Origin of the sequence: Xenorhabdus indica (assembly GCF_014467235.1) — a bacterium.
Classification (GTDB): domain Bacteria; phylum Pseudomonadota; class Gammaproteobacteria; order Enterobacterales; family Enterobacteriaceae; genus Xenorhabdus; species Xenorhabdus indica.
On sequence record NZ_NKHP01000008.1, the window covers coordinates 1 to 14,971 of the forward strand.

Sequence of the window (14,971 nt, forward strand, 5' to 3'; positions counted from 1 at the left end):
GTCGGTAGAACGGCGGACTGTTAATCCGTATGTCACTGGTTCGAGTCCAGTTGGAGGAGCCAAATTCTAAAAAGCCCGATGTTAGCTCTGCTAGTCGGGCTTTTTGCTTTTCAATGATCATACTCACCACTTATGCCCTATTTATCAATTTTATTTCTGTAACTTTTTGATTATTTTTCTGAAAACAACACGAAAAAGCTGAAAAAAAGCGCACAAAGTACATATTAACAACAAACAAACCGTTATTATGATTTTCTTCTTTGACAAACAGAAAGAGAGCCGTTAATATTCGCCCCGTCTTGAAGGAGTTCCTCCATAGTTCAGTCGGTAGAACGGCGGACTGTTAATCCGTATGTCACTGGTTCGAGTCCAGTTGGAGGAGCCAACTTCAATTCACCCTCGTTTTGTTACTTCTATTTTTCCTTTTTTGATACGATTAATTTCCTCTGAATACCCTAACTTATATAAAATTAAAGACTTAATTCTGCAAAAATGTAGAGTTTTATCATTTAATAATAGCTATTTAACTATTTTCTCTTTATCATCTTCCTCCGGCTTAAGGAATGCTGAATCAGCATCCGTCATTTTTCATCTATATTCTGGAGCCGGTTCCATGACTACTGAATCTTCTACTATTAAAATCCGCCGCCCTGACGACTGGCATGTTCATTTTCGCGATGGTGATATATTGAAAATCATTGTCCCCCATACCAGCCGCTTTTTTGGCCGAGCTATTGTCATGCCCAACCTTGTTCCTCCTGTAATAGATATTGCCAGCGCCAGAGCCTATAAAGAGAGGATCATGGCAGCCATTCCGTCAGGGCATTCATTCGAACCACTGATGACATGCTATCTTACGGATTCAACAGATAGCTCACAAATCGAAATCGGTTATAAAGAAGGCATTTTCACAGCCTGTAAACTCTACCCCGCAAATGCAACAACTAATTCCAGCCATGGTGTTTCTGACGTACAAAAGATCTATCCTTTATTGGAAATGATGGAAAAGTTGGGCATACCTCTATTAATTCATGGTGAAGTTACCGCAGCTCATATTGATATTTTTGATAGGGAAGCCCGCTTCATCGAACAAGTGATGGAACCCTTACGTAAACAGTTTCCTGATCTGAAAGTTGTTTTTGAGCATATTACGACTAAAGAAGCTGCCGAGTACGTTCTTGAAGGCAACGATAAATTAGGAGCGACACTAACACCACAACACTTGATGTTTAACCGTAATCATATGTTGGTCGGGGGTATCCGCCCTCATCTCTATTGCCTGCCTGTATTAAAACGTAATATTCATCAAGAAGCGTTACGTTCAGCCATCGCCAGTGGTTGTGACCGTTTCTTCTTGGGAACAGACTCCGCTCCTCATTTGTTGCATCGTAAAGAATCTTCCTGTGGTTGTGCGGGTGTCTTCAATGCGCCTACTGCCTTGGCTGCCTACGCCACTGTTTTTGAAGAAATGGATGCAATGCATCACTTTGAAGCATTCTGCTCTCTAAATGGCCCGAAATTTTATGATTTACCCGTTAATGAAGGATTTATTGAGCTTATACGCAAGCCTACACCAGTTACCGAATATATCGAACAGGCTGGTGAAAAACTGATTCCATTCCTGGCTGGAGAAGATGCAGGATGGGAAGTAACAGTAGTTCATTCTTAAGCAAGTTTAAATCACAAAAGTTTTAGTTTCTTATTATCAGATAAAATGACCAATATCTGGTTTCTACAACTGGTTGTAGTATTAGATTGATAAAAAGGTTTATACTGCAACTGCTCATCCTTAGATGAGCTTCATTGCTCTTAGTCAATTATATCAATCAAGATGCTGTAGTCTGATTAGGAGGTTATATGGGACAAAAAAATGAAATAATCCAAACCCATCCAGTTGTAGGTTGGGACATCAGTATCGTGGATGCCTACGACGCCATGATGATTCGTCTTCATTACTTATCCTCCCAAGATCAAGCCACAGATAATGTGAGTATTGACAAAACATTGTGGTTGACAACAGGGGTTGCAAAACAACTGATCCTAATCTTGCAGGCTGGAATCGAGAAGATTGAATCATCGGAATACACTCAACTTGACTATACGAAACATTAACAACAAACTTGAAGTTTCAAACACAACTGGACACTCAATACACTGAGTGTCCAACATGAGTATCAAAACAAATTTCAGCCGATAAAATCATTCATATAGTTTATTATTCTGTACAATACTGTATCATACAGCTATGTTCGTTCGCTTGATTTTAAAATATCAAGCAGCATAATTCATTTAATGATAACCGCTATAGAACAAGGATGTTCAAATTAATGAAATTATTAATCATTGATGAGTGTCATTATACACGTCTTGGGATCATTGAATCTCTAAAAGAAAATACAGATATCCTTTCAACAGAAGCTCATTCAATTCAGGAAGCGATAAATATTCTGTCGATATTTTCGCCTGATATTGTTCTGATGAACCTGACACATTATGGTCATCATAGTTCATATTGTGAACAAATGAAGTTATTGATTTCATTAGTTCGTGCTACCCGTATATATATCTATCTTGATAAACCATACCCATGGATAGAAAATCATATCCAATTGACTAATAAAGATTTTATCTTACCAAAAAGGAACCTGTGCTTGTTGTTAGCACGGCTAAAAGAGTTGGCATCACATGATATCCAACGTTATTTTGCCAATTTCAATATAAAAAGTTCTATTTTTAGTCAACAAGAGAACAGGATCATCTATTATTGGATGCTGGAAATAGATACCTATAAAATTGCCAAATTACTAAATATAAGTAGCAGTACCGTTTATTCACATAAACGGCATATCATAGAAAAAATAGGAGTAACCAACAAAATAGAGCTACTTTTCGTTTATAATATTTTTAAATATATCTGCTAACACTACAAAAATAACTAAATTGGCGTAATAATTTAAGTATTATTACGCCAATCTTTGTATCTGCTTGAGAGAAGATACTTAAGATAAATTTACTACTTATTGGATTGCAATGAGGTAATATTTAGACCATCATTCAACCGATAACGAGATTTATTAAAAATCTTAGCCCCATTTTCTCTTCCTGCCCTGCGAGCACGTTGCTCATCTTCAGGAAGTGACATTTCTTCCCGACAAACATCGCTACAACATCCCTCAAACTGTTCTGCACAGGATGGACATTGAATGAATAGCAAATGGCATCCATCATTTTTACAGTTAGTGTGGCTATCACAAATTGCACCACACTGATGACAATGGGCGATAACGTCTTCAGAAATACGCTCTCCCATACGCTCATCAAAAACAAAATTTTTGCCAATAAAGCGAACAGGTAAGCCTTGCTCTTTCGCTTTGCGGGCATACTCAATAACGCCACCTTCTACATGGTAAACGTTGTTAAAACCATTGTGGAGCATGTAGGCACTCGCTTTTTCACAACGGATCCCGCCAGTACAATACATAACGATATTTTTATCTTTATCATCTTTCAACATTTCTACTGCCATCGGCAATTGTTCACGAAATGTATCTGATGGGATCTCAATTGCGTTTTCAAAATGCCCAACTTCATATTCATAATGGTTACGCATATCGACAAACACAGTATTAGGATCATCCAGCATTTGGTTGACCTGAGCGGCTTTCAGGTATTCACCCGTTTTTGACGGATTAAAAGTTTCATCGTCAATACCGTCGGCAACAATGCGTTCACGTACTTTCATACGTAATACCCAAAATGACTTGCCATCATCTTCCAGCGCAATATTGAGTCGCAGGTTATACAAAGCAGGATCAGTTGCATCCAATAATGTTTTCAGAGCATCAACATTTTTGGAAGGTATGCTGATTTGCGCATTGATACCCTCTTTGGCAATATAAACTCGCCCAAAGACTGATAATTCAGTAAATTTTTGATACAAGCTATCGCGAAAGACCTGTGGTTCAGAAATAGTAAAATACTTATAAAAAGAAATAGTTGTACGTGGCTCTACTTCAGCCAGCATGCGCTCTTTCAGCTCTTTATTAGAAATACGGTTATGTAACACTGGCATGGTGTTCAAAATACCCTTGTAGTTTGTTGATATTTATACATTAATGTCTGTCTGTGTTCACAGAGTGTCTACACTAGATCATTATCGACAATTTTAACCAGAAACCCCACACGCTACACTTGAGGTTTTTTATTCCCTGCAATATTACTTTTTTCTGTGACCCAGATCTATCAATCCCTGTCCTGAATCAGCTTAATCCCCCGAACTAGCTTACTTACCACAGTATTACTTTGAGCAATTTCTACCGGAATAAAACAATTATTTGAATATGATACTGAGGAATATCATAATCGTACCCTAACACAGCACAGCCAGGGCATGGGGGAAGCTTCTCGTTGTTATTAGTTGAGTTGATTAGTCATTTAGTGCCCCGGTATTTCGATATTCTACTAAAAAGTGTCACAATACCCCCTGTATTACTCTTAAGACCTTATAAAATAGTTTTTTTATAGTTAGATTATTATCTTTAATACACTGAAAACACATGATACAAGCACCCTCTTTTCGTTGTTCACTTTTACATCCCCGGTACTGGCTGACGTGGCTAGGTATCGGCATACTCTATCTGCTGGTCTTACTTCCTTACCCTGTAATTTACTGGCTAGGAACCCGGCTTGGTCGGTTATCACAACGTTTTTTAAAAAAACGGGCCAAAATCGCTGAACGCAATCTGGCTCTCTGTTTCCCTAATATGCCACCGGAGGAACGGAATAAATGGCTGGTCAAAAACTTTGAATCTGTTGGTATGGGGTTATTTGAAACCGGTATGGCTTGGTTCTGGCCTGACTGGAGAATTAAACGCTGGTTCAAAATTACAGGACGAGAGAACATCCAAAAAGTGCAAGCCACAGGTCAGGGGATCATCGTAATTGGGATCCATTTTCTGACACTGGAGCTGGGAGCCCGTATTTTTGGTATGCTCAATCCCGGCATCGGGGTTTATCGCCCGAACGATAATCCGGTTATCGATTGGTTACAAACCTGGGGGCGTTTACGTTCCAACAAATACATGTTGGACAGAAAAGATGTCAAGGGCATGATCCGTTGCCTGAAAAATGGTGAAATCGTTTGGTACGCACCAGATCATGATTATGGTCCACGTAAAAGTGTATTCGCCCCGTTATTTGCTGTTGAACATGCCGCAACAACAACCGGAACTTCAATTCTGGTTAGATTATCCAATCCAGCTTTATTACCTTTCACACCACGCAGATTACCTGATGGAAAAGGTTATGAGCTGATTATTCAACCTGCTGTAGAAAATTTTCCTGAAAAAGATGAAGTCGAAGCAGCAACCTTTATGAATAAAGTGATCGAGCGGGAAATTATGCAAGCTCCGGAGCAATACATGTGGTTGCACCGCCGTTTTAAAACACGTCCTAAAGACATGCCGTCTTTATATAGTGATAATGTCCATTAGTCAGTCATCATTAGAAAACTCTAAGGCAGCCATTTTTTACGTGGCTGCCTGAGTTCTGGCAAATGAAAGTTATCGATTAAATCATAAAATAACCATCACTATCTCCCACAAGCATCGGAGATCTCCATCTCGGAATAGAGATTACCTCGTTCTTTCTCCAATTTCTGTCTGGTTTCACGATAACATTTGCGTCGGACTGAACGGTGGGTCATTTCATTGAAAAAATGCCTTTCCTTTATTTGGTAAGAAAATCCCAGTTTTTGGGATCCGACAGACACTTTGTATTGGGGGGGCAATCCGTTCATAAGATACCTTTCTTTGGTATAATCCCAGTCGGAAGGAAGCCCAGTATACGTTTTTGAATCGTGTCTTTTGGTGTATTCCTTCAGCTCTTCTTCTCGTTTCTCAGCCAAGGCATTGTCTTGTGCTAACTTATTAATGTTCCAATAATTGGTGCCCAGTTCTTCCCTTTTTTTCAGATATTCTCCTGAAGGTTTGTTATCAGCGGGTATATCACTTTTGTAGCTGAAATCGTACGCTGATGCCTGAGAACAGCCAATTACCGTAATAAAAAACAGGCTGTAGATCCCTTTTATTTTCATAAATCCCCTAGTGTAACTATTGCAAGTATTATTATTTAATAATCATTACCACCTTAGATCAACTACCAGTAATGGGTAGTTCCAAAGTCAAAACAAATACCCCTTTACAAACAATAGCAATTTCAACATGCTAGGTCACATTTTTTTAAAACAAGGTGATTTTCTGATGCGTTCATACCCTATTTATCATGTCGATGCTTTTACAGAAAAAAACTTCTCTGGTAATCCCGCTGCTGTTGTCTTACTGGACGAATGGTTATCAGATGAAACATTGACTGCCATTGCTGCTGAGATCAATCTCTCAGAAACTGCTTTTTTAGTTGGTGATCACCTACGCTGGTTTACTCCCAGAGTGGAAGTCAATTTATGTGGGCATGCAACACTGGCGACAGCTTTTGTGCTCGTTGAACAACATTCTTATCAAAATAATCCAATTACATTCAAAACCCGTTCTGGAGAACTTCATGTCACCCATCAGGATGGCGTTTTTACATTAGACTTTCCTGCCGCTGGTTACCAAGAAGAGAAAACACTTCTTCCCATCATGCAAGAGGCTGTAGGGCAAGAGATCAACGAGGTATTGGCTTCCCATGATCGTTATATCTGTGTACTGGATTCTGCCGATAAAGTTCTTCATGCCCAACCACACTTTGATAAAATAGCCGCCCTTCCGCTGCCGGGGCTTGCCATTACTGCTTCTGGCGATTCATCTACCGACTTTGTTTCGCGCTATTTTGCTCCAGCAAAAGGCATTAATGAAGACCCTGTCACAGGTTCAGCTCATTGTGTTCTGGCACCTTTCTGGGGAACAAGGCTCAATAAGTCGGTACTTCGTGCCCGTCAGTTATCAGAAAGGGGTGGCGATATATTGTGCGAAATACAAGGAAAACGTGTTTATCTGACAGGAAAAGCAAAATTATTTTCTTATGGGAAAATAATGTATTAAATCAATAAATTTCTTGCTTTGAAAAGTCGTAGCTCAAAAGTATTCAAGTACTAAGGAAAGATATGATTCAACTATATATGTTTTATCTCGGTGGAAACGCTGGAAAATCCAATATCGAAGTTCATGATGTCCAGTTTGTTGCAGTGAATAAGATTGAAGAAGCATACCCTGTATTACGTGATGTCTGGTTTGGTGATAAAGATAAACTTCATCTGGATGGCTATATGCCTGTTACATGGGCCGACGGTTATGATATTTCCCTCAGCGATGACGAATACCACGGGGAGATGAACCTCTATTTCGTCAACATGGGAGGTTACCAAAATGACTCTCTGGCAGAAGCACACGAGTTCGGATTTTTCGTTGCTCATAGCGTAGAAGATGCAAAAGAAAAAGCTAAAAAATATTTGCTCACTGGTTATGAGCAGCTACATAAAGACAACCTAAAAGACGTTGATGACTGCCTGCTTTTGGGACAAATCAGCGGCTACCATGTTCATCTGACTGAAAACCCTCACGGTCAGCCAGATAAACCAGAATGGCAAGGATACCGCCCTATCGGAATCTGATGAAAAATAGTCAGCAAAACAATTCAGTTTCTGCTGACTATCAATCAGAACATACAACTGCCTGAAGTCGCTAATTTTACGTTCAATTATCGACCAACAAATCTGAATTAATTTCTGCAATGGACTTTGCTCCCGTCAATGTCATTGCAACCCGTATTTCTTTTTCAATCAGATCCAATAAATTAGAAACTCCTGCTTCTCCGGCTGCTGCCAATGCATAAGCAAAAGCACGCCCCAATAAAACGCTATCAGCCCCCAATGCGATCATTCGTACTACATCCAACCCGGTACGAATACCGGAGTCAGTCAGAATAGTGAGGTCATTTTTGACAGCATCGGCAATAGCTGGTAAAGCTCTGGCGGTTGAAAGAACACCATCCAACTGGCGCCCTCCGTGATTAGAAACCACAATACCATCCGCACCAAAACGGACAGCATCCTTAGCATCGTCAGGATCGAGGATACCTTTAATAATCATTGGCCCTTTCCAGCAATCGCGGATCCACTCTAAATCTTTCCACGATATGGATGGATCAAAATTGCTTCCCAACCAACCAATATAATCCCCCAATTTGGTGGGTACACCACGATATTTAGATATGTTACCGAGATCATGGGGCTTACCCATCAAGCCAACACTCCATGCCCACTGTGGATGCATTATCGCCTGCAAAAAACGCCGTAAAGAAGCATTCGGGCCACTCATACCTGAATGTGCATCACGATAACGAGCACCAGGTACAGGCATATCAACAGTAAATACCAGATTTTTAACGCCGGCCGCCTCTGCTCTTTCCAGGACATTACGCATAAAACCACGATCTTTCAGTACATAAAGCTGAAACCATATTGGACGTTCAATTGCAGAAGCAACTTCTTCAATCGGACATATTGACACCGTCGATAATGTAAATGGAATACCCTTTTTAGCAGCAGCCCGTGCAGCCTGTACTTCCCCCCGACGAGCGTACATCCCACTTAATCCAACAGGAGCTAATGCCACTGGCATTGTCATTTTTTCCCCAAATAAACAGGTTTCCAGATTCAATTCAGACATGTCTTTTAGTACACGCTGACGCAGTTCAATGTGAGATAAATCTTCGGTATTGCGTTTAAGGGTATGCTCCGCATAAGCTCCCCCGTCAATATAGTGGAACAGGAAAGAGGGTAATTTAGCCTGTGCAGCAGCCCGATAATCAGTTGAAGCGGAAATAATCATGTCTGTACCTCTACCCAAAATGGAGTGGACGGCAATAGTATTGTTCTGGTTAATCATATTGCCCATGACTAATACATCAAACAACGCAATAAGAAGCTTAAAAATACATAAACTTGTTTCACAAAACATTTGTTTTATTTGCTGATAATTCAGGTGAGACAGTAAAGGGATAATGAGCTAAAGAGAGATATAGTGAGCGAATATCGCCCACTATGCTAAAAACATGACCAAGATTGAGTTCTTAGTATTTATCCTGATACGATAGTTTTCAGTACATCATAAACAGGAAGCAAACGGGTAAAACCGTCTCTATCAAGAAAATGGCCTGCATTTTCAATATTAATGATTTCAGTTTGTAACGAATTGGCAAGGGCGTAGGATGATTGAGGAGAAACAATTTCATCATTGGAAGAGATGATGGAAATACGGTGTTTTGTCACTTCGCGCAAGAGGGCATAATTCAATGGTTGGAAAGTGAAACTTACTAACTCTGGCAAGGTACACTGCATGGAATCAAATCCTGAAACCAAAATATACCCACCAATTTGATCGGTTGTGGAGCATATTGCCTCTAAGTACCGAAGTAAAGTCACACAACCAAGACTGTGGCCAATAAAAATTGTGTTACCGTCTGCTTTGGGGATTACCTCAGTCAATTTTTCGGCCCACGCTTCAGGTTTAGGTGATAACGAATCGGGCATTTCTGGCAAAATCACTTCTGCACCTTGTTTAGTCAGCACTTCATTTAACCAGGGAAACCAGTGTGATGAAGGTGAAGCGGTATAACCATGAACAATGATAACTTTCTTACCCAAAAACCGAACAGGACCCCTTACTGTTATCTGTGTCATTTATCTTATCCTATTTTTTTAATCTTTCACGCACAGTCATCAGAGAAAAACCTAATAAATTCAAACCATTCCATGTTAATGGATTATAAATATTAGAATTGTCCTCTGCCATTCCAATACCCCAAATCTGATCAACAGGGCTGGCTTCTACCAATACTTTATCGCCTGTCTGCAATAAAAAATTTTCCATTGATGGGTTTTGAGAAAATTTTGCCAAATTTCCTTCAACCACAATTTGTAACCGATGTTCCTCCCAAATAGATTGCTTAAACCCTCGTATTTGACGCCATAAGCTTTCGCGGCTCCAGGAGTTTTCGCATTAATAATCTTTTCCAATGCATCAAAATCATTAAATAAGCGTGCTTTTCCAGCCATCATATAGTGTTCTGCATTGGTATATTTGACACCATCTACAATAAATTGCGCGGGATACCACTGACTTAAGCAAGATTTTGTGACAAAACCAGAATTTTTAGTTTTATGCCCCCAGAAAAAAAGATATTTAATATTTTTTTCTGACTGATAAAGCTTACATAAAGTTTTTATATCCATATTAGTTATCCACAGCCCATCAATAAATTACATTTATAGCCAATAAATATAATACAAAAACTTTTTATATTTATCGATATAAATTACGCAATATCTTAATATAGGACAATAATACTAAAAATAACAAGTCATAAAAACACTAAGTAAGAAACTCATTTTTAAATACTCTATTCATTACTGACATGACAAATCACTTAGCACCTAACTTTCTCCCTATAACAAATACTGCTGCTAACCCAATTAAATCAATTGTAATTAGTGTTCCTGCAAACACCATTTCACCTCTGAATGCAAAAAACGTAGCGATAATCAAAATAAACATTGCAATAGAAAAACCCATCCATTGCCCTCTTCTCTCCTTTTTTATCATGCCATCCAGTGCCAGTTTTTGATTATCATACTGAAATTTTTGCTCTTTTTCTCTGAACGATAATATTCTCTCTGTACTACCAGAAAGAATCGACTCATAGTCCTTCAAAACATCAGGAGGAGGAAGAGGCCCCAAACAATCAGAACCAATTTGATTTTTTACATCTTGTTCATTGTCCAAAACTCTTTGGTAATCATTTGCGGGCATAATATCTAAAATACTCCCCATTGCACTAATATAATGACGAAAGTGATACTCCATATTTTCTCCGAGATAATATACACAAAATGTATAAGAATAAAATCAATGAAATAATTAAAGTTAATCAGTAATTAATACTGCCCAATTCCCCTAATGTTCTTTTTCTTCGCTATACAATCTATTTCTGACTGGGAAATGGCCGACACTCTTCCGCTTTATAACTACCATCCTCCTGACGAATCAAAAATATTTTACGACCAGCCCGTAATGCCTTACTGATAGCCGTTTGATGAACACCAACCAAACTTGCTGTTTTGGCTTGTCCATTCTGTTTCACATATTCTGATAATGGTATTTTTTCCATATTTTCCTCCTGTATTTCTCAAATAATATCCAAAGTATTAAATATTTCAATACTTTTAGTATTTATCATTTCAATAGCATTGGTATTAAAATGCGTGCATGAAAAAGAAACTTACAACAGAACAACTCGCAGATGCCAAGCGTTTGAAAGACATATATGAGTCAAAGAAAAAGCAATTAGGCATCTCTCAGGAAAAATTCGCGGACGAGCTTGGCAAAAGCCAGGGAGCTATTTCACACTATCTTAATGGCACAAATGCCCTTAATTTGGAGATAGCTGCCGATTTTGCCAACAGATTAGGGGTTACCATTAATGATTTCAGTCCATCACTAGACAAACAAGCAAGGAAACTGCTGACCGCAGTCTATGGCGATAATATGACTTTGGTTGACAATGTAACCTGTTACAGGCAATACCCGTTACTCAACTGGGCTGATGCTGGAAATTGGTGTGAAGAACCTATATCGCTATACCATAGAAATAATATTAAACAATACGACACTTCTGTTGAATGTTCATACCGTGCTTTTTGGCTGGAAGTCAAAGATGATTCAATGAATTCACCAAATGGCTTGAGCATACCGCAAGGAATGATTATTTTGGTTGATCCGGAGATAAAACCCATCACCAATAATTTGGTTGTTGCAAAGCTCGAAGGAGAAAAGGAGCTGACCTTCAAGCAATTGATTACGGAAGGGTATGATGCTTATCTTAAGCCTCTGAATCCCCAATATAATATGATACCGCTCAGTGATAAAATTCATATTCTGGGTGTCGTTGTAGAGGCCAAAGTAGCTCAGTTGCCATAAAAAACCACCAGCCAGCGAATCGCTACACCTTTTATGATATTTCTTAGGGGCTGGCTGGATAATTTATAATTCTTTAAGTGACCGCCTAAACGGTCACATTTAATACAATGGCAATGACACAAAACTGTAAAACACGCTGTCAAAAATGTCTTTCAACGATCTATAGATTTTTTACCCTCTTTTATCCGTTTTTTTAATTCCTGAGCGTACTCATCCAAATTCCGCAAATCACATTTTGTTTTTTTTATATACATTTCAGCTTCACCCTTGCTATACCCTTGCAATTCACTAATTATTCTAAAAGGGGTATTTTCTATTTTTTGCATTATCTCTTCTATTCCTTTTTCTGAATACTTAGGACACCCATAATACCAATATTTTTCATTAGCCATAACTGGTAAAGATGGAAATAGCAACACTACAAAAAAAAAGAAATAACGATATTTCATATTACTACCTTATTTTAAATTAACCAAACTTACCCCCTGTCTCTTCAGATTGTTCTATTTGCTATCTTGAGCTTGAATAGAGCTCAATCAAAACATAAAGTGAACATATACTTGAGATAGGACATTAATAAATATAGCTGGCTTATCAAAAAACGTAGAAAAACTAAGAGTGAATATAGTAACGTGATGGATGCCCCTTTTCTCACAGGTGTAAACAATCATAAAAAATCATATCTAACTCATCACTGATGTATTAATGTATAATAGTAAAAATACTTTCAATGATTATTAAATCCATACTAAATAATATATCTCTCTGACAAATAAATACTTTTGCTTTTAGCTAAGGATAAAAAACATGAAAGATGACATTTTATATGACCCTATTGCCCATCTTTACGAGAGTTTTTCAAATACTGCTGCCCATATCAAAGTAAAAATCAGAACCATTTTTAATCTGGCAGGAGATATACAAGGGAAATCAGTGTTAGATTTAGCCTGTGGATATGGTCTCTTTAGTCGAGAATACAAGAATCGTGGTGCTTCAAAAGTCATTGGGGTCGATATATCAGATAACATGATAGCAATTGCGAAAAGCAAATCACAACAATACGGTGACAATATCGAATTTCATGTAAGAGATGTCTGCAAGATGGAATCATTTGGTAAATTTGACATAGTTAATGCAGCCTGGTTATTTTGCCATGCAAAATCTATTGAAGACCTTGAAACGATGTTCCGTGTTGTTGCCACTCATCTCAAGCCTTCCGGTAAATTGATTGCTTATACCGTTGAACCCGATTATCGATTAGAAAAAGGGAATTATGAAAATTATTGTATAAAAATTCTGAGTGAAGAGCCCGTGAAAGATACAACTCTACTGAGATGTGAATTTCTTACCACACCACCTAGCCCTTGTACGGCATATCGTTGGAGTCGTGAACAATATCAAACCGCGATCCAAAAGGCAGGGTTCAAACAATTTATATGGCAAAAACCCATGTTGTCAAAAAGCGATATTGATAATTATCCCCCAGGTTTTTGGGATAATTATCAACGAAATTGCCTTGATACAGCTCTTGTCTGTCAGTTTTAATAAGATAATCCCCCGTGATCCGGGGGGTTACCTTTAAATCTATTATAGACACCTACTCTCTCCTGCAGTCCACTATTTCCCTGCTGGTGCTTTGGCAAAACATTGGTAATCTAATCTTTCTGATCAATTTCAAACCATTATTGACTATGAATCCGGATTAATATCCGATAGCTATATATTGTGCTGGTGCATATGACCAGTGTCCAGCCGAGTCGTGGACAACAATTAAAAACTCTTCTTTTGATCTAATTTCAACAGAGATACCTTGACCCCACGCATCTTTAACATAACTACCGGTTACAACAAAGCACTTGTTTTTAAATGGAATTGGAAATCTTCGCAGGTCCGCTGAATTTATTCCACCGCTTACCACTCCCCATTGAATAATTAGTCCACCAGGGAGCTTCTGATAGCCAGATTCATCAAGTTTTGATTCAAAACTGTTCATATCCGGTATCTGGTTTGGATTATTTCCTACAGTTCTATAAACCAATTCTGATAAACCAAGATTCCTCACAAATTCTGCTTTATCAGGAATATCTGCCCCATTCCGCTTTTTTTCCAAACAGAGATTGGAATTATTTTTGAGAGCATTTTGATTGGCGGTATTGGCTAAATCATATGCCGCTTTCACTGCCTTTGATGTTGCCGCAGTCATTTCACTATCACTATCGACCTCATTACTTAGAATAACAAACCCTCTGTCTGTCAATGTTGCGTAAGGATGATTACGGCTCCGGGCGTGTTCTTCGATTGCGTTTTGCACATATTCGCGAGTCGGCACAATTACGAAATTATTTTCTAATGTTTTTATTTCAGGATTTTTATCTGGAGTACTCATATTTATTTCCTCATGTATTAACAACGTAGACTACTGATTAAGCCAAAGAAGTTTATTACAAATACCTTTGGCAATATGAGGCAGTGGGAGACTTCCCCACCTGTGAACATCAATAAAATTGATTCATTAATACTGGAAAGTACTGCTTAACTAAATTCCATTGATTAATATTTTGTGAGTTGCATGTTTTGACGACAGGATGGCATAAAATCATAAATAGGGAATCAATAGAATTTATATGATGACTGATAAAGCTGGTGTGATAAAGATGAGTTTTTCATCTTTAATTGATATTTTTTATTTAAGCCTGATAATTGAATAAAATAAGAGGACATTGAGTTTATTTCATTATTGTTGGGATTATAGCAGTGCCTTATTTCCGATTATCCATCAATATATTCATTGAATCATCAAAAATAATTACTCATAAACTGGACTTGCAACTGAGAATCGAACTATGCAATTATTATATTGATTTTAAAATAAAATATTAATTATAAAAATAAAGCTATAAATAAGCTTTCATAATAACGATACACTCATTTTTCTCACTCCCGGCTGTTGCCCTGATGAAAAGGCGGTCATAAATTCTTCAACGCACACTAAGAGT

At 38.1% G+C, this 14,971-nt stretch carries 16 protein-coding genes, 1 tRNA gene and 1 pseudogene; 9 read left to right on the forward strand and 9 right to left on the reverse strand.

The window, feature by feature from the left end; genetic code table 11:
- Window positions 1-309: 309 nt before the first annotated feature.
- From Xind_RS07950 to Xind_RS07965, 4 genes are all read left to right on the forward strand, one after another.
- Window positions 310-385: transfer RNA gene (locus tag Xind_RS07950), tRNA-Asn, on the forward strand.
- Window positions 386-613: 228 nt separating this feature from the next.
- On the forward strand, window positions 614-1,669 hold the full coding sequence (pyrC, locus tag Xind_RS07955; RefSeq protein WP_187649804.1) for a dihydroorotase: 1,056 nt from the start codon (window positions 614-616) through the stop codon (window positions 1,667-1,669).
- A 188-nt stretch (window positions 1,670-1,857) separates the two neighbouring features.
- Window positions 1,858-2,112 carry a biofilm formation regulator BssS gene (bssS, locus tag Xind_RS07960; RefSeq protein WP_047685375.1) on the forward strand — a complete coding sequence of 85 codons (255 nt, stop codon included), beginning with the start codon at window positions 1,858-1,860 and terminating at the stop codon, window positions 2,110-2,112.
- A 215-nt stretch (window positions 2,113-2,327) separates the two neighbouring features.
- On the forward strand, window positions 2,328-2,921 hold the full coding sequence (locus Xind_RS07965; protein WP_047685372.1) for a response regulator transcription factor: 594 nt from the start codon (window positions 2,328-2,330) through the stop codon (window positions 2,919-2,921).
- A 92-nt stretch (window positions 2,922-3,013) separates the two neighbouring features.
- On the opposite strand, the gene trhO is transcribed toward Xind_RS07965, so the two are convergent.
- Window positions 3,014-4,072 carry an oxygen-dependent tRNA uridine(34) hydroxylase TrhO gene (gene trhO / locus Xind_RS07970; protein WP_047685369.1) on the reverse strand — a complete coding sequence of 353 codons (1,059 nt, stop codon included), beginning with the start codon at window positions 4,070-4,072 and terminating at the stop codon, window positions 3,014-3,016.
- Window positions 4,073-4,556: 484 nt separating this feature from the next.
- On the opposite strand from trhO, the gene Xind_RS07975 reads away from it, so the two are divergent.
- The gene (locus tag Xind_RS07975; protein ID WP_047685366.1) at window positions 4,557-5,492 is read left to right on the forward strand and encodes a Kdo(2)-lipid IV(A) acyltransferase; all 936 of its coding nucleotides are present in this window, start codon (window positions 4,557-4,559) and stop codon (window positions 5,490-5,492) included.
- A 98-nt stretch (window positions 5,493-5,590) separates the two neighbouring features.
- Here Xind_RS07975 and Xind_RS07980 read toward each other — a convergent pair whose 3' ends face one another.
- Complete coding sequence (locus tag Xind_RS07980; RefSeq protein WP_187649805.1) at window positions 5,591-6,094, reverse strand: hypothetical protein; 504 nt, start codon at window positions 6,092-6,094, stop codon at window positions 5,591-5,593.
- Between the two features lie 166 nt (window positions 6,095-6,260).
- Here Xind_RS07980 and Xind_RS07985 point away from each other — a divergent pair, with 166 nt between their 5' ends.
- Both Xind_RS07985 and Xind_RS07990 read left to right on the forward strand, forming a co-directional pair.
- Entirely contained in the window at window positions 6,261-7,040 is a 780-nt protein-coding gene (locus tag Xind_RS07985; RefSeq protein ID WP_047685360.1) for a PhzF family phenazine biosynthesis protein, read from the forward strand.
- Window positions 7,041-7,102: 62 nt separating this feature from the next.
- Window positions 7,103-7,609, forward strand: a complete 507-nt coding sequence (locus tag Xind_RS07990) for a DUF1543 domain-containing protein (protein ID WP_187649806.1) — start codon at window positions 7,103-7,105, stop codon at window positions 7,607-7,609.
- Window positions 7,610-7,691: 82 nt separating this feature from the next.
- On the opposite strand, the gene lldD is transcribed toward Xind_RS07990, so the two are convergent.
- From lldD to Xind_RS08015, 5 genes and pseudogenes are all read right to left on the reverse strand, one after another.
- Window positions 7,692-8,828 (reverse strand): FMN-dependent L-lactate dehydrogenase LldD, encoded by a 1,137-nt coding sequence (gene lldD / locus Xind_RS07995; protein WP_187649862.1) that lies wholly within the window; start codon window positions 8,826-8,828, stop codon window positions 7,692-7,694.
- A gap of 248 nt (window positions 8,829-9,076) precedes the next feature.
- Entirely contained in the window at window positions 9,077-9,679 is a 603-nt protein-coding gene (locus tag Xind_RS08000) for an RBBP9/YdeN family alpha/beta hydrolase (protein WP_052189770.1), read from the reverse strand.
- A 10-nt stretch (window positions 9,680-9,689) separates the two neighbouring features.
- Window positions 9,690-10,231, reverse strand: a pseudogene (locus Xind_RS08005) (NADAR family protein).
- A gap of 190 nt (window positions 10,232-10,421) precedes the next feature.
- The gene (locus tag Xind_RS08010) at window positions 10,422-10,862 is read right to left on the reverse strand and encodes a DUF2335 domain-containing protein (protein ID WP_187649807.1); all 441 of its coding nucleotides are present in this window, start codon (window positions 10,860-10,862) and stop codon (window positions 10,422-10,424) included.
- A gap of 118 nt (window positions 10,863-10,980) precedes the next feature.
- The gene (locus Xind_RS08015; RefSeq protein WP_047685350.1) at window positions 10,981-11,166 is read right to left on the reverse strand and encodes a Cro/CI family transcriptional regulator; all 186 of its coding nucleotides are present in this window, start codon (window positions 11,164-11,166) and stop codon (window positions 10,981-10,983) included.
- 98 nt (window positions 11,167-11,264) lie between these two features.
- On the opposite strand from Xind_RS08015, the gene Xind_RS08020 reads away from it, so the two are divergent.
- Complete coding sequence (locus Xind_RS08020; protein ID WP_187649808.1) at window positions 11,265-11,975, forward strand: LexA family protein; 711 nt, start codon at window positions 11,265-11,267, stop codon at window positions 11,973-11,975.
- A gap of 152 nt (window positions 11,976-12,127) precedes the next feature.
- On the opposite strand, the gene Xind_RS08025 is transcribed toward Xind_RS08020, so the two are convergent.
- A complete protein-coding gene (locus tag Xind_RS08025) occupies window positions 12,128-12,424 on the reverse strand; it encodes a hypothetical protein (RefSeq protein ID WP_187649809.1) in 297 nt (98 codons plus the stop codon).
- A gap of 358 nt (window positions 12,425-12,782) precedes the next feature.
- On the opposite strand from Xind_RS08025, the gene Xind_RS08030 reads away from it, so the two are divergent.
- Complete coding sequence (locus Xind_RS08030) at window positions 12,783-13,520, forward strand: class I SAM-dependent DNA methyltransferase (protein WP_187649810.1); 738 nt, start codon at window positions 12,783-12,785, stop codon at window positions 13,518-13,520.
- 157 nt (window positions 13,521-13,677) lie between these two features.
- On the opposite strand, the gene Xind_RS08035 is transcribed toward Xind_RS08030, so the two are convergent.
- Entirely contained in the window at window positions 13,678-14,361 is a 684-nt protein-coding gene (locus Xind_RS08035; protein WP_187649811.1) for a tail fiber protein, read from the reverse strand.
- Window positions 14,362-14,971: the final 610 nt, after the last annotated feature.